General features: G+C 71.1%; 23 protein-coding genes. 11 read left to right on the top strand and 12 right to left on the bottom strand.

Going from position 1 to position 20,465, the window contains the following annotated elements:
- Positions 1 to 32 precede the first annotated feature (32 nt).
- Positions 33 to 1,031, bottom strand: coding sequence for an anion permease (locus ACFY04_RS30945; protein WP_389121786.1), 999 nt, complete (start codon positions 1,029 to 1,031; stop codon positions 33 to 35).
- A gap of 5 nt (positions 1,032 to 1,036) precedes the next feature.
- A complete protein-coding gene (locus ACFY04_RS30940) occupies positions 1,037 to 1,657 on the bottom strand; it encodes a DUF47 domain-containing protein (protein ID WP_008742369.1) in 621 nt (206 codons plus the stop codon).
- 203 nt (positions 1,658 to 1,860) lie between these two features.
- On the opposite strand from ACFY04_RS30940, the gene ACFY04_RS30935 reads away from it, so the two are divergent.
- Positions 1,861 to 2,175, top strand: coding sequence for a metal-sensitive transcriptional regulator (locus ACFY04_RS30935; RefSeq protein ID WP_030009310.1), 315 nt, complete (start codon positions 1,861 to 1,863; stop codon positions 2,173 to 2,175).
- Positions 2,176 to 2,353: 178 nt separating this feature from the next.
- Here ACFY04_RS30935 and ACFY04_RS30930 read toward each other — a convergent pair whose 3' ends face one another.
- Both ACFY04_RS30930 and ACFY04_RS30925 read right to left on the bottom strand, forming a co-directional pair.
- Positions 2,354 to 2,539, bottom strand: coding sequence for a hypothetical protein (locus tag ACFY04_RS30930; protein ID WP_373045639.1), 186 nt, complete (start codon positions 2,537 to 2,539; stop codon positions 2,354 to 2,356).
- Positions 2,540 to 2,677: 138 nt separating this feature from the next.
- Positions 2,678 to 3,511 (bottom strand): hypothetical protein, encoded by an 834-nt coding sequence (locus ACFY04_RS30925; RefSeq protein WP_389121784.1) that lies wholly within the window; start codon positions 3,509 to 3,511, stop codon positions 2,678 to 2,680.
- 130 nt (positions 3,512 to 3,641) lie between these two features.
- Here ACFY04_RS30925 and ACFY04_RS30920 point away from each other — a divergent pair, with 130 nt between their 5' ends.
- The 3 genes from ACFY04_RS30920 to ACFY04_RS30910 all read left to right on the top strand — a co-directional run bounded on the left by ACFY04_RS30920 (position 3,642) and on the right by ACFY04_RS30910 (position 4,292).
- Entirely contained in the window at positions 3,642 to 3,857 is a 216-nt protein-coding gene (locus tag ACFY04_RS30920) for a hypothetical protein (protein WP_389121783.1), read from the top strand.
- Positions 3,858 to 3,924: 67 nt separating this feature from the next.
- A complete protein-coding gene (locus ACFY04_RS30915) occupies positions 3,925 to 4,137 on the top strand; it encodes a hypothetical protein (protein ID WP_389121780.1) in 213 nt (70 codons plus the stop codon).
- Positions 4,137 to 4,292 (top strand): hypothetical protein, encoded by a 156-nt coding sequence (locus tag ACFY04_RS30910; protein ID WP_389121777.1) that lies wholly within the window; start codon positions 4,137 to 4,139, stop codon positions 4,290 to 4,292. Before ACFY04_RS30915 ends, ACFY04_RS30910 begins: the two co-directional genes overlap by 1 nt.
- 23 nt (positions 4,293 to 4,315) lie before the next feature.
- Here ACFY04_RS30910 and ACFY04_RS30905 read toward each other — a convergent pair whose 3' ends face one another.
- The 5 genes from ACFY04_RS30905 to ACFY04_RS30885 all read right to left on the bottom strand — a co-directional run bounded on the left by ACFY04_RS30905 (position 4,316) and on the right by ACFY04_RS30885 (position 9,537).
- Positions 4,316 to 5,044 carry a phosphatase PAP2 family protein gene (locus tag ACFY04_RS30905; protein ID WP_389121775.1) on the bottom strand — a complete coding sequence of 243 codons (729 nt, stop codon included), beginning with the start codon at positions 5,042 to 5,044 and terminating at the stop codon, positions 4,316 to 4,318.
- Between the two features lie 205 nt (positions 5,045 to 5,249).
- Positions 5,250 to 6,257: an NlpC/P60 family protein gene (locus tag ACFY04_RS30900; RefSeq protein WP_389122011.1), complete on the bottom strand. Its 1,008-nt coding sequence runs from the start codon at positions 6,255 to 6,257 to the stop codon at positions 5,250 to 5,252.
- 76 nt (positions 6,258 to 6,333) lie between these two features.
- Positions 6,334 to 8,055, bottom strand: coding sequence for a serine/threonine-protein kinase (locus ACFY04_RS30895; protein ID WP_389121773.1), 1,722 nt, complete (start codon positions 8,053 to 8,055; stop codon positions 6,334 to 6,336).
- 60 nt (positions 8,056 to 8,115) lie between these two features.
- Entirely contained in the window at positions 8,116 to 8,919 is an 804-nt protein-coding gene (locus tag ACFY04_RS30890; protein ID WP_389121771.1) for a thioesterase family protein, read from the bottom strand.
- A gap of 51 nt (positions 8,920 to 8,970) precedes the next feature.
- Positions 8,971 to 9,537, bottom strand: a complete 567-nt coding sequence (locus ACFY04_RS30885) for a LysE family transporter (protein WP_389121770.1) — start codon at positions 9,535 to 9,537, stop codon at positions 8,971 to 8,973.
- Positions 9,538 to 9,644: 107 nt separating this feature from the next.
- Between ACFY04_RS30885 and ACFY04_RS30880 the strand changes: the two genes are divergently transcribed.
- Complete coding sequence (locus tag ACFY04_RS30880) at positions 9,645 to 10,484, top strand: pentapeptide repeat-containing protein (protein ID WP_389121768.1); 840 nt, start codon at positions 9,645 to 9,647, stop codon at positions 10,482 to 10,484.
- 189 nt (positions 10,485 to 10,673) lie between these two features.
- Here the strand turns inward: ACFY04_RS30880 and ACFY04_RS30875 are convergent, their stop codons facing one another.
- Positions 10,674 to 11,828 (bottom strand): alpha/beta fold hydrolase, encoded by a 1,155-nt coding sequence (locus tag ACFY04_RS30875; RefSeq protein ID WP_389121767.1) that lies wholly within the window; start codon positions 11,826 to 11,828, stop codon positions 10,674 to 10,676.
- 409 nt (positions 11,829 to 12,237) lie between these two features.
- Between ACFY04_RS30875 and ACFY04_RS30870 the strand changes: the two genes are divergently transcribed.
- From ACFY04_RS30870 to ACFY04_RS30845, 6 genes are all read left to right on the top strand, one after another.
- Complete coding sequence (locus tag ACFY04_RS30870; protein ID WP_008742356.1) at positions 12,238 to 12,546, top strand: hypothetical protein; 309 nt, start codon at positions 12,238 to 12,240, stop codon at positions 12,544 to 12,546.
- Positions 12,547 to 12,648: 102 nt separating this feature from the next.
- Positions 12,649 to 13,476, top strand: a complete 828-nt coding sequence (locus tag ACFY04_RS30865; RefSeq protein ID WP_389121766.1) for a hypothetical protein — start codon at positions 12,649 to 12,651, stop codon at positions 13,474 to 13,476.
- Entirely contained in the window at positions 13,466 to 14,791 is a 1,326-nt protein-coding gene (locus tag ACFY04_RS30860) for a hypothetical protein (RefSeq protein ID WP_389121764.1), read from the top strand. The genes ACFY04_RS30865 and ACFY04_RS30860 overlap by 11 nt, the downstream gene beginning before the upstream one ends.
- Positions 14,788 to 16,350, top strand: coding sequence for an SCO6880 family protein (locus tag ACFY04_RS30855; RefSeq protein ID WP_150258076.1), 1,563 nt, complete (start codon positions 14,788 to 14,790; stop codon positions 16,348 to 16,350). Before ACFY04_RS30860 ends, ACFY04_RS30855 begins: the two co-directional genes overlap by 4 nt.
- Before the next feature lie 19 nt (positions 16,351 to 16,369).
- Positions 16,370 to 17,785, top strand: a complete 1,416-nt coding sequence (locus tag ACFY04_RS30850; protein WP_389121761.1) for an ATP-binding protein — start codon at positions 16,370 to 16,372, stop codon at positions 17,783 to 17,785.
- 2 nt (positions 17,786 to 17,787) lie between these two features.
- Positions 17,788 to 19,308, top strand: a complete 1,521-nt coding sequence (locus ACFY04_RS30845; RefSeq protein WP_389121759.1) for a type VI secretion protein — start codon at positions 17,788 to 17,790, stop codon at positions 19,306 to 19,308.
- Here the strand turns inward: ACFY04_RS30845 and ACFY04_RS30840 are convergent.
- On the bottom strand, positions 19,305 to 19,721 hold the full coding sequence (locus ACFY04_RS30840) for a hypothetical protein (protein WP_389121757.1): 417 nt from the start codon (positions 19,719 to 19,721) through the stop codon (positions 19,305 to 19,307). The two genes, ACFY04_RS30845 and ACFY04_RS30840, sit on opposite strands and share 4 nt — an antisense overlap.
- Entirely contained in the window at positions 19,718 to 20,290 is a 573-nt protein-coding gene (locus ACFY04_RS30835; protein WP_389121755.1) for a GNAT family N-acetyltransferase, read from the bottom strand. The genes ACFY04_RS30840 and ACFY04_RS30835 overlap by 4 nt, the downstream gene beginning before the upstream one ends.
- Positions 20,291 to 20,465 lie beyond the last annotated feature (175 nt).

Here is a 20,465-nt window from a genome sequence, read left to right as displayed (position 1 = left end):
CCCGGGGACCCTGGGCCCCGGGGACCCTGGGACTACACGAACGCCAGGTCCACGATCCAGAAGCTCAGCGCCGCGACCAGCGCCGCGGCCGGCATCGTGATGAACCAGCCCAGGATGATGTTCTTGGCGACGCCCCAGCGGACCGCGTTCACGCGCTTGGTCGCGCCCACGCCCATGATCGCCGAGGTGATCACGTGGGTGGTGGAGATCGGCGCGTGGAAGAGGTACGCCGAACCGAACATGATCGAGGCACCCGTGGTCTCCGCCGCGAAACCCTGCGGCGGGTCCAGCTCGATGATCTTGCGGCCGAGCGTACGCATGATGCGCCAGCCACCCGCGTACGTACCCAGCGACAGCATCACGGCACACACGACCTTGACCCAGACCGGGATCGGCGCGTCGGCGCTCTGCACGTCGGCGATGACCAGAGCCATCACGACGATGCCCATCGTCTTCTGCGCGTCCTGCAGACCGTGGCCGAGGGCCATCGCGGCCGCCGAGACCGTCTGCGCTATACGGAAGCCGTGCTTCGCCTTGTGCGGGTTGGACCGGCGGAACATCCACAGGATGGCCACCATCACCAGGTAGCCGATGACCAGACCGACCACCGGCGAGACGAACATCGGGATGACGACCTTGTCGAGGACCCCCGACCAGATCACCTCCGTCCCGCCGGCCAGCGCCGCGCCCACCATGCCGCCGAACAGCGCGTGCGAGGAGGACGAGGGCAGCCCGAAGTACCAGGTGATCAGGTTCCAGACGATCGCGCCGACCAGCGCCGCGAAGAGGATCCACATGCCCGTGGCGCCCGTGGGCGTCTCGATCAGGCCCTGGCTGACCGTCTTGGCCACGCCGCTGCCCAGGAAGGCACCGGCGAGGTTCATCACGGCCGCCATCGCCAGCGCCGCGCGCGGGGTCAGCGCCCGCGTCGAGACGGACGTCGCGATCGCGTTCGCCGAGTCGTGGAAACCGTTCGTATACGTGAAGCCGAGCGCGACACCGATGGTCACGACCAGAGCAAAGGTGTCCACGAGGTTCAGGACTCCTTGACCGCGATGGTCTCCACCGTGTTCGCAACGTGCTCGAACGCGTCGGCCGCCTCTTCGAGCACGTCGACGATCTGCTTGAGCTTCAGCACCTCGATGGCGTCGTACTTGCCGTTGAAGAGCTGGGCGAGCAGCTTGCGGTGGATCTGGTCGGCCTGGTTCTCGAGGCGGTTGACCTCGATCCAGTACTCGGTCAGGTTGTCCATCGTCCGCAGGTGCGGCATGGCCTCGGCGGTCAGCTCGGCCGCGCGCGCCAGCACCTCGATCTGCTGCTCGACACCCTTGGGGAGCTCCTCCACGTTGTAGAGGACGACGAGGTCGACGGCCTCCTCCATGAAGTCCATGATGTCGTCGAGCGACGAGGCCAGGTTGTAGATGTCCTCGCGGTCGAACGGCGTGATGAAGGAGGAGTTCAGCTGGTGGAAGATCGCGTGAGTGGCGTCGTCCCCCGCGTGCTCCGCTGCCCGCATCCGCTCCGCGATCTCGGCCCGGGCGGAGGAGTCCGCTCCGAGCAGTTCCATCAGGAGCTTGGAGCCCGTGACGATGTTGTCCGCGGATGCGGCGAACATGTCGTAGAAGCTCGTCTCCCTGGGGGTCAGACGAAATCGCACGTGAGGTCCTCGGGGTGCATTGGATTCGGTCAGGCTGATGCTAGGCGCATCCCCCGGCCACGGCTAACCGGCCGTTCCACAGTGTCCTCCATCGGGCAGAGTGGGGACCACGGACCCCTGCCCAGGACGACGGGGCCCAGTATCCTATACCCATGAGGGGTATGCGTTAGGCATGCCCCTCGTTCCGGACCACGGGAGGACGTATGACGACCATCGAGGCGGAGGGCTCCGGAGCCGTCCACGGCTATCACCACCAGAAGGACGAGCACCTCAAGCGGCTGCGCCGGATCGAAGGCCAGATCCGCGGCCTCCAGCGGCTCGTCGACGAGGACGTCTACTGCATCGACATACTCACGCAGGTCTCGGCGAGCACGAAGGCACTGCAGTCCTTCGCGCTCCAGCTGCTGGAGGAACACCTGCGGCACTGCGTCGCCGACGCCGCGGTGAAGGGCGGCACCGAGATCGACGCCAAGGTCGAGGAAGCCACCAAGGCCATCGCCCGCCTCCTCCGCACCTGACCGGCACCCCCAAGCCCCGCAGACCGCCCGCAAACCCAGCCCTCGCAAAACCCAGCCCCGCCGGCGCTTGAGGCGCACCCTCCAGCCCCGCCGGCATTTGAGGCGCGGGGTCTGGGGCGGAGCCCCAGCAGCGGCGCGGCACACGCACCTTCCACGACCCCCGCCGGGAGGCGACCGGCTACTGCCCGAGCAGGACCTCGTCGATCCGGTCCAGGCTGAGCCGCTCCTCCGCGGCCGCCGAGGCGGCGATGATCAGCTCACCACACAGCTCGATCTCGGCGAGAGCAACGTGGTCCTGCACCGTCGTACCGCCTGCGGGAGTCACGCGTGTCACCTCAATCTGCCACCGGCCACCGGCCGTCATCGGTCATACCGCACCGCACCACGCGCCGGCGCCCGGCTTCTCAGCGTAGGGAGGCCGTGCCGTCCCCCGCATGACACGGATGGACCATTTCCGGATACCGGGCCATGGCCCGATCGCGCCGCCCGCCCCTCGTCCGCCTCACTGGTCGGAGATCTTCCCGGCGTAAATGTCCCCGCTTGCGGGCAATACGACGGTCACCGGCGTCCCGAACCCGTACAGCAGCGTGGTCGACGACACATCGATCACGCCATTGTTGACGTACGTGAACCGGTGTCTGACCTTCCGCAAGCGCCCCTCCTCGTCCAGGTAGGCGTCAAACGGCACCGTGTCCGTGCTGAACCCTTTCGCCGCAGCCCGCAGCGCCCCCCGCACCTCCGGTGACGCGCTCCCCGCGGCCCGCCCGATGTCGGTGGTCCCCCGGTAGTGCCGCACCTTGGTGCCCGCCACCTCGGTCTCCCCCACGTACGTCACCTCCTGCGCGCCCCGCAGCAGCTCGGCCGCGACCAGCGGATCGGTGGCCCCGCCCGTGACCAGGTTCCCGTCGTTCAGGGTCGTCGTGTCGACCCGGACCCACTTGTCGTCCGGGACGCCCGCGCCGCGGTTCTTCATGTAGAGCGCGCCCGGCACGAGCAGCTCGGTGATGGGCCGGTGCTCGGCCTTGCCCTTCACATCGGCCGGGAGCATCACAAGGAGCTGGCCCATCCGCTTCTTGAAGTCCACCCCGCCCTCGCCGCGGATCGTGACCCGGGTGCCGCCCGTGGCCATCTCCATGGCCGTACGGGCCCGGGCACTGCCGGTCCTCGCCAGTGCGTCGGCGGCCCCGCGGACCACCGCCGCCGGATCCGCCGGAGTCCGGCCGTCGCCCGCGCCGCCCGCGCACCCGGTCATCGTCGTGACCGCCAGGGTGATGCCGGCGGCGAGCGCCGCCTCACCCGCACGCCCGCGCGGCCGCCTGTGCTGGTGATCCACCATCGCCTGCCAACCCCCAACGCATGACCGCTGATTGCCCGAGGCCCCCACCCGCTCCGTTTAACGAGGTCCGGGGTTTCCCGTCACGGGGCGCACCCTCCCCGCGCGCCGCCCGCCCCGGTACCGTGGACCTGTGGAACCGCACACCGAAGCGAGACTGGTCCCTCCGCTTGACTCCCTGCCGCTCCCGCGGCCGCACGCGCAGCCGGAGCCACCGGCCGGCCACACCACATCCACCGCCGACCGCGGATCGTTCTGCCTGGCCGTCTGTACGTGCGGCTGGAACGGTCCGGCCCGCCGCTCCCGCGACCTGGCCCGCAGGGACGCCGCCCGGCACACGGAGCCGTAGCCGGGAGGGGTAAGCCGTTCGGACCGCCCGGCTGGCCGGGGCGCGCCGCAGCGGATGCCCTTGATCCATGCCAGGTTCCGCAGCCCGCCTCGCGACCCTTCTCTGGGCCCTGCTCATCGTGTCCGCCCCGGCCGCCGCGGCCTGGGCCGGACCCGCGGGCTCGGCGGACAGCCCGGCCGACGTGGCCCTGGCCATCGGGCTCACCTCGGCCGCGGCCGCGGCGACCGGCTGGTGGCTGCGCTCCCGCTACCGCCGCGGCACCGACGGCGGTGATCCCTGATGCCCCGCGTCCGAACCCGGACCCGGACCCGTACGCGGACCCGTACGCGGTCGCGATCCCGGCCGAAGGCGGTGCGGATGTGCTTCGGGGCGGCGCTGCTGTGCCTGCTGGCGGCCGTGCTGCTCGCCGTATGGAATGCGTACGCGCAGAGCTGATCCCGGCCGCACCGCAACCCGTGTCAGGCGGCGAGGTCGCTCTCGTGCGTACGCTGCCCCGCGGGCGGGGTCTGTGCCTGCGGGAGGCCGACCGGCCGGGGCAGCGCGGCGTTCTTGGCCCGCACGAGCCGGCCACCGCGCCGGGAGCGGGCCACCGCCCGCACCACCGGGGTCAGCGCCGCCATGGCGAGCGGCGCGAGCACGAGCACCACCGCGGTACCGAGGGCGAGGCCGCCGATGACGTCGGTCGGGTAGTGGATGCCCATGTAGACCCGGCACAGGCCTTCGGCGAAGGCCAGCCCGATCCCCAGGAGACCGAACTTCCGGTTCGCCACGAACAGGCCTACGCCCAGGGCCATCGCGACGGTGGTGTGCCCGCTGACGAAGGAGAACTCGGTGCGCCCGAGCCCCCAGCCGAAGGCGGGGTCGAGCACTTGCAGGCCCTCGTGCTGGCGGAACGGCCGCGGCCGTCCCACGAATTCACGCAGCGGCACATTCACGAGCAGCGCCAGCCCGGCGGCCAGCGGGGCCCAGACGAGCGCGGCGACGGACTCGACGGCGGCGGCCTCGTCCTGCCGGCGGGCACCGCGCCAGCACCACAGGACCAGGAGCACCAGGGCCAGCAGGATCCCGTACTCCCCGGCCAGGCTCACGACCCGGTCCAGCCACGCCGGAGCGTGCCGGGCCGCTCCGTTGATCTCGTACAGCAGGCTGACATCCACGTTCGGCCCACCTGTTGTGAGTCCAGCCATGGTGATGCGGCCCCTTGCCCTTGCCGTGGTTCCCCTGTGGGACGCACCCCTGTGTGCGCCCCTCCGCCCCCCACTTGATCAACCCCCGCGCCCATGGAACGCCCGTTCTGGCTCCTACGTTCCATTCTCCACGCAATGATCACTCCAACGTTATCGAAGAGTGACCCATCGTCGCAGCTCAGGGCCTTGGCATCACGGAGAGTTGCTATGCGGCCGGACCGGCGCCCGAGCGCTCCGGAAGAGCCTCCGCACCATCCCTGGTCACGCGCGTCGCACCGAAGTAGTCCGGGGTGTCGATCTTGTCGAAGCGGATCACCGCACCGGTGTAAGGGGCGTTGATCATGTACCCGCCGCCCACGTAGAGCCCGACGTGCCGGATCTCCCGAGAGTTCGTCAGATCATCGGAGAAGAAGACGAGGTCACCGGGCAGGAGTTGATCGCGCGAAGGGTGCGCCCCGGCGTTGTACTGGTCGTTCGCCACGCGCGGCAGCTCGATCCCCACGGTCTCGTACGCGGCCTTGGTCAACCCGGAACAGTCGAACCGCCCGCCCTGATCGGGCGTCCCGTTGCCACCCCACAGATACGGCGTCCCGAGCTGCTTCTGCGCGAAGTAGATGGCCCCGGCGGCCTGTTGCGAGGGCGCCACCCGCCCGACGGGCCGCTCGAAACTCTTGGCCAGCGTGGTGATGGCCTTCACGTACCCCTGGGTCTCCTTGTACGGGGGCACTCCGCCGTACTTGATGACCGCGTACGCCCCCGCGTTGTAAGCCGCGAGCATGTTCGACGCGTCGTCCCCGGGCACGCTCGCCACGTCCTTGGCCAGCTCGCAGTCGTACGAGGCCGCCGAGGGGATCGCGTCGTTCGGGTCCCAGATGTCCCGGTCCCCGTCCCCGTCCCCGTCGATACCGTGGCCCGCCCACGTGCCCGGGATGAACTGCGCGATACCGCGCGCGTCCGCCGGACTCACGGCGCTCGGGTTCCAGCCGCTCTCGGAGTACAGCTGAGCGGCGAGCAGGGCCGGGTTGATGGCCGGGCAGAGATTGCCCCACTTCTCCACCAACGCCTGGTACTTGGCGGGTACGGCACCCTTTGTCAGCCCTACCGCGCGACCACCCGCGCCTGACCCCACGAGGCCTGCCGCCGCCGAGTACGTCCCCACGACGAGGAGCGCCACGAACGTCAGACACAGCCCGATCCCGATCCCGCCGACCATCCAGAATCTGCGCACCCGTCAACCCTCCCCCATAACCGTCACTTCAACGTGTGATTCGGCCGTGTCGCATGTCCTACTACCCCACTCGGAAGCCCGAACAGGCGATGCTCGCGTACTTCGTAGGATCATCCTCAACGTGGTAGAAGACCACCGTCCAGTCCCCAGGGTCGGCGGACAGGGGCACAGCGGGCCACGTCTTGCCCGCGGCGTGCATCGTGAAGTCGTCCGGGTAGGTGAGTGTCACGTCGCCACCCGACTTCCAATGCGTGTAGATGTCGACGGGCTTGCTCGTGTAGCCGACGGCCCGGTTGTCCATGGGGAAGGGCTTGCCCGTGGACGGCTCGATGTCGTGCGGGGACTTGACCGCCACGGACACGTAGTACGGATCCGGCGCGGACTGGCCCATCTCCGCGTATTTGATCCGCATCTCGACGGACGCGGTCCTGCCCGGCTTCCCGTTGACGCTGGTGGTCGACACCGCCGACTGGAAGCCCGCGCCCGGAGACTTCTCCTCGGCCGGCTGGTTGCACTGGCCGACCCCCCGAACGGCCAGGTCCAGGTCGGGGGAGCCGCTCCACACGTAGCGCGAGATCTGGTTGTTGTCGATGTACTCGGCCGGTGGCTTGGCCGCACCCTTGGAACCGGTGGCCGCGGGTGGCTGCCCGCCCTGCGCCGCGGGCGGCGTGGCCGTGGCGCCGCCCTTGTCGGCCCCCTCCCGCGCAGCGGCGCCGCCACCGTTGCCGCCACTGCCACTGCCACTGCCACTGCCGTCGAACGGGATCAGCTTCCAGGCCGTCAGGGAGAGCACCACCGCCACGGCCACCCCCGCGCCGACCATGGCGCCGCGCCGCAGCCCCGCACCCCGCGCGGCCCGCGGCGCCTGCTCGACCGCCGTCGGGACGTACGGGTGACCCGGCCCCTGCGTCCGCATCTCGTGCACCGGTACGGCCTCACCCAGCGCACCGAACCCGAGGTACACCGGATCGTCGATCAGCGCGTCCCGGACCCCGCACCGGGCGATGACCTCACGCAGGCCCGGCCGCACCGCCGGATCCTTCGCCACGCACGCCTCGATCAGCCCCGCCAGCCCCGGCTCCACCCCGGCCACGTCGACCGGCTCGTGCACCGCCCGGTAGCTCACCGTCGTCGCCACACCCGTACCGAACGGCGGCCGCCCGGTCGCCGCGTACGCGAGGGTCGCGCCCAGCGCGAAAACATCCGCCGCGGCCCCGGCCTCCGCGCCCAGCAGCACCTCCGGCGCGGTGTACCCCGGCGTCCCCGGGGCCTGCCCGTCCTGCGTGAGAGCCGTCTCGCCGACGCCCCGCGCGATGCCGAAGTCGATGAGCTGCGGCCCCTGCGCGCCCAGGATGACGTTCTGCGGCTTGAGGTCCCGGTGCGTCACCCCGTACGCGTGCACGCTCGCCAGCCCCTCCGCGAGGGCCGCGAACAGCCGCCGGCAGGTGTCCGCGGGCAAGCCACCGCGCTCCGCCACGGCATGACCGAGCGTCGGGCCCGCCACGTACTCGGTCGCCAGCCAGTACGGCGCCGCCGCCAGCGAGGCGTCGATCAGGTTCGCCGTGTAGGCCGACCGCACCGCACGCACGGTCTCGGCCTCACGCCGGAACCGGGCCAGCGCCTCCGGATGCCCGGTGATCTCGTCCCGGATCACCTTCACGGCGACCAGGCGCCCACCGGGCGACCGCCCGAGGTACACCTGCCCCATCCCCCCGGCACCGAGCCGGGCCAGCAGCGCATGCGCCCCGATCTGCGCGGGGTCGACGTCTCTCAGGGCATCCACCGGCACGAGCCTGCCACACCGACTCCCGTGCCACGGAGCCGGGTTGACGCGAAGGGCCGGCTAGGAGCGGGGCGCCACGAAAAGACTCTGCGCGCTCCGCCCGATGGGCCCCTTCTCGTCGTGCAGCCGCGCGTCCGCGAGCCCGATCCCGGCGGCGTCCACACTCGTACGGGCCTCCACGCACGCCCACTCGCCCACCGGATGGCGGTGCAGATGGACGGTCAGGTCACCGTTGATGAAGACGTACCGCCCGAAGTCCATCACCGAGCTGATCCCGTTCCCCGAATCGGCGGCGATCAGCACCCGGTCCAGCGGCCTGGTCTCCTCCCCGGCGACGAGCGGCACCTTCATCCGCATCCAGCAGGTACCGGGACCCAGTTCGACGAAGGCGCCCTCGGTGAACCGGGTCTCCATGGCCGAGTGGTAGCCGGTCTCCCACGGCACCGGGAAGAACGGCGTCACCTCCACCTCCCCGGGCGGCGGCAGCTGCGGCCCCGGGACCACGGCCGGCACGGTCTCCTCCGCGACCCGGATCCGCAGGGCCCGCGCCAGCATCACGGGCGCGCCGCCCGCCGGCGCGAGGGCCGCCTCGACCACCTCGGTCCCGCGGCCGGCCCGCAGCACACTGGTGGTGATCTCCAGCTCGCCGATCGGCACCGGCCGCAGGATCTCGTACGTGATCCGGGCGATCCGCATGTCCGTACGCGCACCCGGCCGCTCCTCGACGGCCCGCCCGAGCAGCGCGGCCGGCGGCCCGGCGTGCTGCGAGCCCGGGTCCCACGGCCCCCGCGTGTTCTCGGTGGCCAGGAAGCGCCCGGCGCCGACCCTCTCGAAGAATCCCTCGTACCCCTCGGCAGCACCCATACCGTCCACGCTACCGACAGGTAACCCCGGCCACCAGCCCCTGCGATCGACTCAGCGAGCGAACCCCAGCCCCACCCCCAGCCCCACCAGCACCGACCCGATGGCCCGGTTCAGCGCCTTCTGCGCCTTCAGCATCCGGTCACGCAGCCGCGAGACGGAGAAGAACAGCGCGACCGCCCCGAACCAGCCCAGATGCGCCGCCGACATGAACAGCCCGTAGCCCACCTGCTGCCACACCGGGGTCTCCGGATTCACCACCTGCGTGAACGTCGACACCACGAACAGCGTCGTCTTCGGGTTGAGCACATTGGTCAGGAAGCCCGACCGCATCGCCCCCAGCCGGGTCAGCTGCGGCTTCGACTCCAGGTCCACGGTCACCTCGGCCCGCGCCCGGAAGGTGCGTATCCCGATCCACACCAGATAGGCCGCACCCGCCAGCTTGATCGCGGTGAACAGCGCGGTGGACGAGGCGATCAGCAGACCGACCCCGAGCATCGTGTAGGAGACGTGGACCAGCACGCCGGCCGCGACCCCGGCGGCGGCGAACAGCCCGGTGGGGCGCCCGTAGAGATAGCTGTTGCGGACCACCATGGCGAAGTCGGCACCGGGACTGATCACGGCGAGGAGGGTAATAACAGCAACTGCGATCACTTCTGTCGTACGGGGATGCTCACCGCCTCCGCCCCGTGGATCAAGACCCCGAGCACCCGGAGCGACGGGGGACAATGGACGGCGTGCCGAACCACCCCGCCGCCGACCTCCCCGCGCTCCCCGTCCTGCAGGCCGACTGCGCGAACTGCTTCGCGCTCTGCTGCGTGGCGCTGCCCTTCGCCAAGTCCAACGACTTCGCCATGAACAAGCCCGCCGGAACTCCCTGCAAGAACCTCCGGCAGGACTTCCGCTGCGGCATCCACACCCGGCTGCGCGACAAGGGCTTCCAGGGCTGCACCGTCTTCGACTGCTTCGGCGCGGGGCAGCAGGTCTCCCAGGTCACCTTCGGCGGCCGCGACTGGCGCACCCACCCCGGCACGTCCCGCCAGATGTTCGAGGTCTTCCCGGTACTGCGGCAGCTCCACGAGCTGCTCTTCTACGTGAGCCAGGCCCTGGCCCTCCCGGCCGCCGCCCCGGTCCACGCGGACCTGCGCCGGGCCCTGGCGGAGACCGGGGAATGGACCCGCGCCGACGCGCAGGCCCTGGCCGACCTGGACGTCGGCCCCCTCCGCCAGCAGATCAACACCCTGCTCCTGAAGACCAGCGAACTCGTACGGGCGAAGGTGCCGGGCCGCAAGAAGAACCACCGCGGCGCCGACCTGATGGGCGCCCGCCTCTCCGGAGCCGACCTGCGCGGCGCGAACCTCCGCGGCGCCTACCTGATCGCCGCCGACCTCACCCGCGCCGACCTCCGCACGGCGGACCTGATCGGCGCGGACCTCCGCGACACCAACCTCCGCGGAGCGGACCTCCGCGACGCGATCTTCCTCACCCAGCCCCAACTGAACGCAGCCCAGGGCGACCCCACCACCCACATCCCCCCCACCCTCACCCGCCCCACCCACTGGACCTGAGCCCCGCTCTTCCAGCCCCGCCGGCGCTTGAGGCGCACCCTCCCAGCCCCGCCCGGCGCTTGAGGCGCGGGGCCTGGGGCGGAGCCCCGCTCTTTCAGCCCCGCCGGCGTTTGAGGCGCGGGGCCTGGGGCGGAGCCCCAGCAACGGCGCCGCACCCGCCCCACCTCGCACCCCCGCACCCCCGCACCCTCACACCCGCGCCAAAAACCCCCGCACGGCAGCGAAGAACCCCTCCGGGTCCCCGACCCGCACCGCATGCCCCGTCGGCAACTCCACCAACCGCACCCCCGCCCTCCGCACCGTCATCTCCCGCGCATGCTCCGCCGACAGCACCCCGCTCCGATCCCCCCGCACCAGCAGCGTCGGCTTCCGCACCCCCAGCCAGTCCCCCCAGTGGTCCCCGTTCAGCCCCCGCTGGGACTCCACCATGTCCTCCACCTCGAACGCGGTCCCCCACCCGTCCGGATACTCCTGCAGGGACCCCTCCAGGTGCGGGGCCGCACTCCCCACCCCCGCCAGGAACCCGGCCCGGGTCGCGGCCCGTCTCGGCCACTCCCGCGCGAACGACAGATCGCCGTCGACCACCGCCCCGATGTCCTCGACCACCACCGCCCGCACCAGATCCGGCCGCCGCGCCGCGAGCTGGTACGCGTTGACCCCGCCCAGCGAATGCCCCAGCACCACCGCCGGCCCCAGCCCCAGCTGCTCCAGCAGGGCCGCCGCATCCGCCACGTACCCGTCCCGCGTGTACTCCGCCGCCCGGTCGGACCTCCCGTGCCCCCGCTGGTCCAGGGCGATCACCCGCCACGCCGGACCCACCTCCTGCGCCAGGCGCTCGAACGCTCCCGCCCCCGCCACGAAGTGCCCGTGCAGCGCCAGCAGCGGAGCCCCCGGTCCCCCGAAGTCCGTATAGGCGAGCCGCCGCCCGTCCTGCGTCACCATCGCCCCCGGCAACGGCCCCAGCTTGTCGATGACCCGCTGCCGCAGCAGCTGGTACTCCTCCCACCGCCTGCGCAACCGCCCGCCCGGCCGCTTCACGATCCGCCCCGGCGTGATCGTCTCCCCCCGCCGGAACTGCTCCCGCGTCAGATCGATCCGGATACCCCCGGGCATCAGGTTCCACCAGTGGTAGCCCTCCTGCCGACCGTCGTGGAACACCTCGCCCAGCATCAGGTCCCCGCCCACGAGGTCCTGCACCACGAGGGCGGTGATGTCACAGTGCCCCCAGCCCGGATTCTCCGGAGTCCAGGGGATCTTCGTGATGTCGGAGGGCTCACAGGTCTCGGCCGACCATCCCGCCCGGATGGCCGCCTCGAGGTCCGCGAGAGTCCATGGAGTCGTCATGCTTCCCAGCCTGCCGCACCCCACTGACAACCCCGCCGACAACCCACCGCCACACCCATGCGCACCGATGAAACGACTGAAGGAGCATCGGACGCATGTCGGCGGGCCGGCCCAACGACACGCCATGCCATTGCTCCGAACGGCGGCCCCTCACCCCACCCCCCGTACGTCGAGACGACAATCATTGCCCGGCGTCACCCCCCGTGATACACAGAGTGACCGCATGTTCTCGCGCGTACACACCGCCCCTGCCCAGGTCAGAGCGCGGAAGCGGAGCGCGGGCCGCGAGATCGGGTAAAGAGAGCCGTCAAGTCGACGACGGCGGCGGTTTCATCAGCGAAGATAGTGCGTAACCCCTGCCGTCGGGCAAGGGGCTTCCGGAACTACCCATACAGGGGCGGTGAGTTACATGATCCTGGCAGCCGAAAAGGGCGACATCACCACCATCATCGGCGGAATCGCCCCGAACTGGGGGCCTTTCGGCAGTCTCGGCAACGAAGCGAAGGTCATGATCGAGGTGGTCATGGCCGTCGCGATCCTGCTCTGCCTGGGCATCGCCATCTGGGGGGCGGCCAAACAGCGCATCGGAGCGACCGCCCTGCGCGACACGTTCAGCGCGGAACAGGGCAAGGGCCTGATCGTGGCCGGGCTGACCGGAGTCTTCATCATCGGCTCCCTCGGAACGCTGTTCACGATCGTCTACGGGATGGCCGTCTAGCCGGGTCGCGCGCCGGGCCCCGTAGCCGATGACGCATCACCACACCACATCCACGCGGGAACCAGCGCTACCGTCGTACGACGCGGAGGGGGCGGACAGGCAATGAGCAACGACGACCAGTACGGCGGCGCCGGCGGCTACGGCGAGGTCGGCGGCACCGGCCAGACCCGCACCCGCCTCCCGGACGCCCCGGCCGACCCCTACGGCCCCACCCGCCGCACCCCGCGCACCTCCCGCAGCCTGATCACCGTGGTCGGCGTGGTGGTCCTGCTGATCGCGGCCATCGCCTTCGCCAACTCGGCCCCGGACACCCGGTCGGACCCCGCCTCGGACAAACCCCCGACGGACTCCTCCACGGCGGCCACGGACCCGGTGACGGGCACATCGGCAGGCATCCCCAAGGGCTTCGCCCACGACGAGCAGGGAGCCCAGTCGGCCGCCGCCAATTTCGCGGTGGCGCTGGGTTCTGACGGCATGTTCAAGAAGAACACCCGGCACACCCTGGTGGACGGAATCTACGCACCCGACGTGGCATCCCGCATGAAGGGCCCGCAGGACGAGGCCTACTCGGCCGACTTCCTCGCGAAGCTGGGGCTCGACGCCAACGGCAACGCCCCGCAGGGCAGCACCTTCGTCACCCGTACCGTCCCGATCGGCACCCGTGTGGAGAGCTACACGCCGACCACGGCCAAGATCGCCGTCTGGTACACCGGTCTGATCGGCATGTCCGGCCCCAAGTCCACCGACCCGGTGCGGACTCTCTGGAAGACCTGGACCTTCGAACTGAGCTGGATCGGCGAGGGCTGGAGAGTCACCGACGACACCCAGCAGGACGGGCCCGCCCCGGTTCCCGGCGATGTCCCTGTCTCGACGTCGGACGACATGAGCAAGGCCATCAAGGAATTCGGGGGATTCACCTATGCCCGCTAGCCTCCGGCTCCCCGCCCGGCTGGGCCTGATCGCCTCCGCCCACCTCTCCGTGCTGGCCCTGGCCACCCGCGCACAGGCCGCTCCCGTGCCGACGCCGACACCGACCGCCACACCCCAGGCGACCGCTGACCCCTGCGCGCTGCTCGACGGCCCCTCCAAGCAGTACTGCCAGAGCGGAACGGGCACATCCGGCGGCACCCCTGGGACAGGACTGGCACCCAGCGACGGCGGAGACGCCCTCAACCCCCTCGCCTCCCTCGCCCGCGGCTGCGCCGACGCCGCCTCCTGGATCGTCACCAAGCTCAGCGAAGCGGTGAAGGGCTCGGCCGAGGTCGACTTCACCAACCCCGCCTTCCTCAAGCAGTACTCCGTCGTCTTCGCCGCCTCCACCATCCTCACCCTCGTCCTCTGGCTCTTCGCCGTCGCCAAGCGCGCCGTCCGCGGCGTCCCCCTCACCACCGCCATGTCCGAAGCCATCGGCTTCCTCTGGCTCACCGTCCTCGCCTCCGCCTTCACCCCCCTGATCCTCTACACCGTCGTCTCCGCCACCGACGGCGTCACCGAGGTCATCGCCTCCGCCACCGGCGGCCAGACCGACGTCTTCTTCGGCTCCTTCTCCGAAGCCCTCAAGAAGGGCGACGACATCGGCGGCGGCCCGATCATGCTGATCGTCGTCGCGCTCGTCACCGTCCTCGCCGCCGGCGTGCTCTACCTGGAGCTGTTCATCCGGGCCGCCCTCCTCTACGTAGGCGCCCTCCTCGGCGTCGTCGTCTACTCCGGCCTCGTCGACCGCAACCTCTGGGGCCACGTCCGCCGCTGGGCCGGCATCATGATCGCCGTCATCCTCGTGAAGCCGGTCATCGTCATCGTCCTCGGCCTCGCCGGCGCCCTGACCGGCGAAAAGGGCCCCAACGCCTTCTCCGCCGTCGTCACCGGCCTCGCCATCATCCTCCTGGCGATCTTCGCCTCCGCGATGATCTACCGCTTCGTCCCCGGCTTCGGCGACGAGATCGCCTCCGCCCGTTCCAACCGCAGCAAGGCCACCGACGGCGCCCAGGCGGCCGCCGTCATCAGCTCCCCGGCCTCCCTCGTCTCGCAGGGCATCAGAACCCACAGCAGCCGCGGCGCCCACCGCGGCGGCGACGGCGGCGGCAACAACGCGCCCCGCCCCGCCAACCCCATCTCCGGAGGCGTGGCCGCCCACAGCAGCCGACCCACCTCCGGCGGCGGAGCCGGCGGCGGATCTGTCCCCTCCGCCGCACCCCCGCCCCGCACAGGTTCGAGCACGAGGAACACAGGAGGTGACGGGCGTTGACGACCCAGTCCCACCAGCTGCACCCGGTCGCGCCCCGCCGCACGTATCTCATCGGCCGGGCCCGGCCGAACGCGATCGTCGGCAAGAACCGCGAGACCGGCGAGATCGCCCTGATCATCGCCGGGGCGTTCTTCGGCATGATGAGCGGACTGCTCGTCCCCGACCTCACCCTGCGCATCGTCAGCCTCGCCGGCTTCCCCATGATCGCGCTCGCCGCCGTGTACGTCCCGTACAAGGGCCGCACCTTCTACCGCTGGTTCGAGATCAGCCGCAGCTACAAGCGCACCCTGCGCCGCGGTACGACCTACCGCTCCGGCGCCATGGAAGCCGGCATCCGCGGCTCCGACGGCCGCGAGGTCGAGGTCGGACCGCCCCCCGGCATCGGCCGGATCAACTGGCTCGCCGCCCCCTTCGGCCCCGACGAGATCGCCGTCCTCCTGCACGCGGACCGCCGCACCGTCACCGCCGCCATCGAGATCGAGGGCCCCGGCGTCGGCCTGCGCGACAGCGAGGACCAAGAAGCCCTCGTCGACCGCTTCGGCACCCTCCTCAAGCACGTGGCCAACGGCGACGGCTTCGTCACCCGCCTCCAGATGCTCGCCCGAACCCTCCCCGCCGACCCCGACGCGCACGCCAAGGACGTGGCCCAGCGCGGCGACACCCAGGCCCCCGGCTGGCTCCGCGACTCCTACGACCAGCTCCAGTCGATGGTGTCCACCTCCTCCGAGCAGCACCGCGCGTACCTCGTCGCCTGCATGCACTACACGCGCGAACTCGCCGCCGAGGCCAACGCCATCGCCCGCGCCGGCACCCCCCACAAGGGCCGCAAGCTCGACCGCGACGCCGGCCTCGCCATCGTCATGGCCCGCGAGCTCACCGACATCTGCGCCCGCCTCGCCGAGGCCGACATCCGCGTCCGCCAGCCCCTCGGCCAGGGCCGCCTCTCCTCCCTCGTGCACTCCATGTACGACCCGGACCACCCCATCGACCACATCCAGGCCATGACCAAGCGCAACGCCTGGCCCGCCGAGCTCGACGCCGTGGAGCCCACCTTCCTCCAGGCCAAGACCCGCGAGTCCTCCACCCGCGCCCCCTGGTGCCACGCCACCGCCTGGGTCAAGGAGTGGCCGATGACGCCCGTCGGCGTCAACTTCCTCGCCCCGCTGCTCGTCCACACCCCCGACGTGATCCGTACGGTCGCCGTCACCATGGACCTGGAGCCCACCGAGGTCGCCATCGAGCGCATGCTCACCGAGAAGACCAACGACGAGGCCGACGCCTCCCGCGCCGCCAAGATGAACCGGACCGTCGACCCCCGCGACATCGCCGCGCACGGCCGGCTCGACCAAAGGGGTGAAGATCTCGCCAGCGGTGCGGCGGGAGTCAACCTCGTCGGGTACATCACGGTGTCCTCGCGTTCGCCGGAGGCCCTCGCCCGCGACAAGCGGACGATCCGCGCCTCCGCCGGCAAGTCCTACCTGAAGCTGGAATGGTGCGACCGCGAGCACCACCGCGCCTTCGTCAACACCTTGCCGTTCGCCACCGGCATCCGACGCTAGCTGGAGGGAAGTGCCGCCCATGCGAGATCCCATGTCCGCCCTGACGGACGCCTTCACCAGCTTCCTCTTCGGCAAAGTCGAAACCACGCGCCTGCCCGTCCGCACCTCCACCGGGCAGGCGCAAGCCGTCTACCTGCCCACCGCCGCCCCCGGACTCGGCGACTCCGGCGTCATCATCGGCCGCGAGGTCTACAGCGGCAAGGGCTACATCTACGACCCCTTCCAGCTGTACGGGCAGCAGCTCCCGGCCCCCCACTGGCTGGTCCTCGGCGAATCCGGAAACGGAAAGTCAGCCCTCGAAAAGACCTACGTCCTGCGCCAGCTCCGATTCAAGGACCGCCAGGTCGTCGTCCTCGACGCCCAGGGCGAGGACGGCGTCGGCGAGTGGAACCTGATCGCCCAGCAGCTGGGGATAACCCCCATCCGCCTGGACCCCGTCGCCGCCAACGACGACGGGATCCGCCTCAACCCGCTCGACCCGGCCATCACCGCGACCGGGCAGCTCGCGCTGCTCCGGACCATCATCGAGGTGGCCATGGGCCACGGCCTCGACGAGCGCGCCGGCTTCGCCCTCAAGGTCGCGCACGCCTACGTCGTCGACACCATCCGCGACCGCCAGCCCGTCCTCACCGACATCGTCGAGCAACTGCGCCACCCCGAGGCCGAATCCGCGCACGCGATGAACGTCGACATAGACGATGTCCGGGCCTGGGGCCTCGACGTCGCGCTCGTCATCGACCGCCTCGTCGACGGCGACCTGCGCGGCATGTTCGACGGCCCCACCACCGTCGGCATCGACCTCGACGCCCCCCTCATCGTCTTCGACCTCTCCCACATCGACCGCAACTCCATCGCGATGCCGATCCTCATGGCGATCGTCGGCGTCTGGCTGGAGCACACCTGGATCCGCCCCGACCGGAAGAAGCGCATCTTCCTGGTCGAGGAGGCCTGGCACATCATCAACAGCCCCTTCGTGGCCCAGCTGTTCCAGCGCCTGCTGAAGTTCGGCCGCCGCCTCGGCCTGTCCTTCGTCGCCGTCGTCCACCACCTCTCCGACGTCGTCGACGGCGCCGCCGCACGCGAAGCCGCGGCCATCCTCAAGATGGCCTCGACCAGAACCATCTACGCCCAGAAGGCGGACGAGGCCCGAGCCACGGGCCGGGTCCTCGGCCTGCCCCGCTGGGCGGTGGAAATCATCCCGACCCTCACGCCCGGCATCGCGGTCTGGGACGTCAACGGCAACGTCCAGGTGGTCAAACACCTGATCACCGAAGCCGAACGCCCCCTCGTCTTCACCGACCGCGCCATGACCGAGTCCTCGACGCCCACCCGCCTCCCCGCCGACATGCTCGCCGCCGAACTGGAGGCGGAGGAAAGGGCCCTGTCCATCGAACGCCGCCGCGGCGGCCCCGGATCCGCGACCACGGTGGCCTGACCATGCACGAGGCACGACGTACGGCGCCCCCCGCCCGCGGCGGCGGCATCCCGGACGGCCTGCTGGTCGGCCTCCTGGCCTTCCTCCTGGGCCTCGCCGTCCTCGTCTGGTCGGCCACCGGCCTCGCGGCCGTCCTCGCGCACGGCACCTGGCCCGACACCGTCACCTTCACCCGGACCCCGGGGGCCGTCCGCGCCCTGATAGCGCAACCGCACGACATCCCCGCCGCCTGGCCGGACACCGACCCGGCGGCCCTGTCGGGCTGGGGCCTCTTCTGGGGCCTGTTCGTCAGCCAGCTCCTGGTGATGTTCGTACTCACCGTCTTCGCCATCGGCGTGATCGCCCGCACCAAGTCCCGCCGCGCCCTGGCCAAACACCTCACGGAAAACCCGCCGGCCCCGGCGGCCACCGCTCCAGCGCCGGCGGCCGCTCCAGCCCCGCCGGCATTCGAGGCGCGGGGGTCCGGGGGCAGCGCCCCCGGCGGCTCGCCCGCACCAGCCGCCACCGTCCCGGCAGCCACCGCCCCGGCGGACGAGGCCTACCGCTACGGCTTCGGCTACGCCCCCCAGCCGGCAGCAGCCGCAACCACCCTCCCGTCCACCGAAACCGCAGCGAACGGCATCGCCTACGGCGGCCCGAACGACCGCCTCCGCACCGCCACCCACCGCATCGGCGAGATCGAGGGGGCGGCCCTCATCGTGACCTCCTCCCCCACCCTCTGGGCCGAGACCAAGGACGCCCGCGCCAAACTCGGCCCGGTCCTCCTCTACGACCCCTCCCACCTGTGCGACACACCGGCCCGCATGCACTGGAACCCGGCCGAGGGCTGCGCCGACCGCGACACCGCCGCCGCCCGCGCGATCGCCCTGCTGGCCCCCGTACGCCCCCAGGCCCGCATCGACGCGGCGGTGGCCGACACCGCGGAAACCCTCCTGCGCAGCTGGCTCCAGGCCGCCGCCCTGGACGACCGCCCGTTCAAGCTGCTCCACCGCTGGGCCCAGGGCAACAGCGCCCAGGACCCGGTCCGTGTCCTGCGCACCCACCCCCAGGCCGCCCCCGGCGCGGCCGGCGAGCTGGAGAGCGCCCTCACCGCCCACCCCGAACGCCGCGAGCTCGCCCAGAGCCTGACGGCCCGTGCCCTGTCCTGCCTGACCTCGATCCACATCCGCGAGGCGTGCAACTCGAACCGAGCCGATGCCCTCGCCCTGGCATCATTCGTCGCCGAAGGGGGCACCCTCTACCTGGTGGGTGAAGCTCTGGAGGATCCCCGTACCCACCCGGGTGCGATGCCCTTGCTCACCGCACTCGCCTCGCACGTGGTCGAGCACGGCCGCCGCATGGCCGCACGGTCATCCCACGGTCGGCTCGACCCACCACTCTCCCTGGTGCTGGACGACGTGGCCGCCGTGGCCCCGATCCCCCAGCTCCCGGAACTCCTGACCGACGGAACGCTCCCCCTGCTCGCCCTGTGCCGCAGCCGCGAACAGGCCCGTTCCCGCTGGCCGGAAGCCACCCTCCGCTAGAGGGCCGCTCCCCACGTGTCCGTGTCCGAGACGTACACGGACGCACAATGGTCGAACCAGAGCCCTCCGTACGGCAGATCCCTGACCATCGCCGGGATTCCGGGCTCGAACCGCAGCACGGTCAGCGTCTTCCACCCATGGGGGATGTGGTCCCAGGCGTGCCCGTACTGCTGGGTGACCGCGACGACGGTGGTGGTCACCCGCTCGGCGTCCTTCGCGTCGTCACGCCGGAAGCAGCACGCGTACCGTCTTCCCACCGGGACGTCCGCGTAGTTGTACCCGAGGAACACGGCTGCCTCGTTCGCCGCCAGCGGCGGAAGCCCCTGGCCGAAGGCCGCCAGAGCTGTCCCGTCGGCATGGCACTCGACCGACAGGAACCGCTCCTCGACCGGTGCGTCCTCCTCCTTCCTCACACGCCCGCGCCGGGCCCGGCCGGCCGCGCGTAGACGTACTCGCGCTCCTTGGCGCCCGTCTCCAGCGGTATCAGCAGACCGCTCGGCTCGAAGCCGTACCGCCGGTAGAAGCGCTCCGCCCTCGCGTTGTCCTCGTGCACGAACAGCCGCAGCCGCTCGGTCGCCGGCTCCTCCAGCGACCAGGCCCAGTCGAGCCCGGCGTCGAACAGCCTCTCCACGAGCCCGCTCCCCCGCTGCTCGGGCCGTACGAACACCCCGACCACGTGGCCCTGCTGCTGCTCGATGGGCTCACCGAAGTAGTCGGTGCCACCCTGCGCCTCGATGAGCACGGTCACGGACCCGACCCACCGCCCGTCAGCGGCCTCGGCGATGAACTGCCGGGCACCCCGCCCCTCGGCAGCCCCCGCGGCACGCTGCTGCCAGTACTCGTCGCCCTGGGCGAGCGCCCGCTCCTCGGTTTCCAGGAAGGCAACGGCCGCGTCCGGATCCCGGAGCGCCACCAACCGCAGCTCCTTGACTTTCTCCCACTCGTCGCCCCGTACGGCCCTGATCACATAGTTATCGCTCATGCCGGGGATCTTAACGACGGAACCACCGCCGGCTCACCTGCGTTTTGCGGCTCTGTACTCCGCACACCGCACTCAGCCCGTGAACGCAGAAAAGCCCCGCACCGAGCCCGTAAGGGCTGGTGCGGGGCTTCCGCAATGATTGTTCGGCGGCGTCCTACTCTCCCACAGGGTCCCC

It is taken from the genome of Streptomyces sp. NPDC001549, from assembly GCF_042894025.1.
GTDB classification, from domain to species: Bacteria; Actinomycetota; Actinomycetes; order Streptomycetales; family Streptomycetaceae; genus Streptomyces; species Streptomyces kutzneri.
This window is presented reverse-complemented; position numbering and strand designations above follow the sequence as displayed.

What these genes read in the sequence shown, in the direction of transcription:
- ACFY04_RS30910 (WP_389121777.1), top strand. Translation starts at nt 4,137, where the DNA reads ATGCCCCGCGTCCGAACCCGGACCCGGACCCGTACGCGGACCCGTACG.
- ACFY04_RS30845 (WP_389121759.1), top strand. Translation starts at nt 17,788, where the DNA reads ATGCACGAGGCACGACGTACGGCGCCCCCCGCCCGCGGCGGCGGCATC.
- ACFY04_RS30915 (WP_389121780.1), top strand. Translation starts at nt 3,925, where the DNA reads ATGCCAGGTTCCGCAGCCCGCCTCGCGACCCTTCTCTGGGCCCTGCTC.
- ACFY04_RS30860 (WP_389121764.1), top strand. Translation starts at nt 13,466, where the DNA reads ATGCCCGCTAGCCTCCGGCTCCCCGCCCGGCTGGGCCTGATCGCCTCC.
- ACFY04_RS30905 (WP_389121775.1), bottom strand. Translation starts at nt 5,044, where the DNA reads ATGGCTGGACTCACAACAGGTGGGCCGAACGTGGATGTCAGCCTGCTG.
- ACFY04_RS30850 (WP_389121761.1), top strand. Translation starts at nt 16,370, where the DNA reads ATGCGAGATCCCATGTCCGCCCTGACGGACGCCTTCACCAGCTTCCTC.
- ACFY04_RS30925 (WP_389121784.1), bottom strand. Translation starts at nt 3,511, where the DNA reads ATGGTGGATCACCAGCACAGGCGGCCGCGCGGGCGTGCGGGTGAGGCG.
- ACFY04_RS30875 (WP_389121767.1), bottom strand. Translation starts at nt 11,828, where the DNA reads ATGACGACTCCATGGACTCTCGCGGACCTCGAGGCGGCCATCCGGGCG.
- ACFY04_RS30890 (WP_389121771.1), bottom strand. Translation starts at nt 8,919, where the DNA reads ATGGGTGCTGCCGAGGGGTACGAGGGATTCTTCGAGAGGGTCGGCGCC.
- ACFY04_RS30900 (WP_389122011.1), bottom strand. Translation starts at nt 6,257, where the DNA reads ATGGTCGGCGGGATCGGGATCGGGCTGTGTCTGACGTTCGTGGCGCTC.
- ACFY04_RS30870 (WP_008742356.1), top strand. Translation starts at nt 12,238, where the DNA reads ATGATCCTGGCAGCCGAAAAGGGCGACATCACCACCATCATCGGCGGA.
- ACFY04_RS30935 (WP_030009310.1), top strand. Translation starts at nt 1,861, where the DNA reads ATGACGACCATCGAGGCGGAGGGCTCCGGAGCCGTCCACGGCTATCAC.
- ACFY04_RS30835 (WP_389121755.1), bottom strand. Translation starts at nt 20,290, where the DNA reads ATGAGCGATAACTATGTGATCAGGGCCGTACGGGGCGACGAGTGGGAG.
- ACFY04_RS30880 (WP_389121768.1), top strand. Translation starts at nt 9,645, where the DNA reads ATGGACGGCGTGCCGAACCACCCCGCCGCCGACCTCCCCGCGCTCCCC.
- ACFY04_RS30930 (WP_373045639.1), bottom strand. Translation starts at nt 2,539, where the DNA reads ATGACGGCCGGTGGCCGGTGGCAGATTGAGGTGACACGCGTGACTCCC.
- ACFY04_RS30865 (WP_389121766.1), top strand. Translation starts at nt 12,649, where the DNA reads ATGAGCAACGACGACCAGTACGGCGGCGCCGGCGGCTACGGCGAGGTC.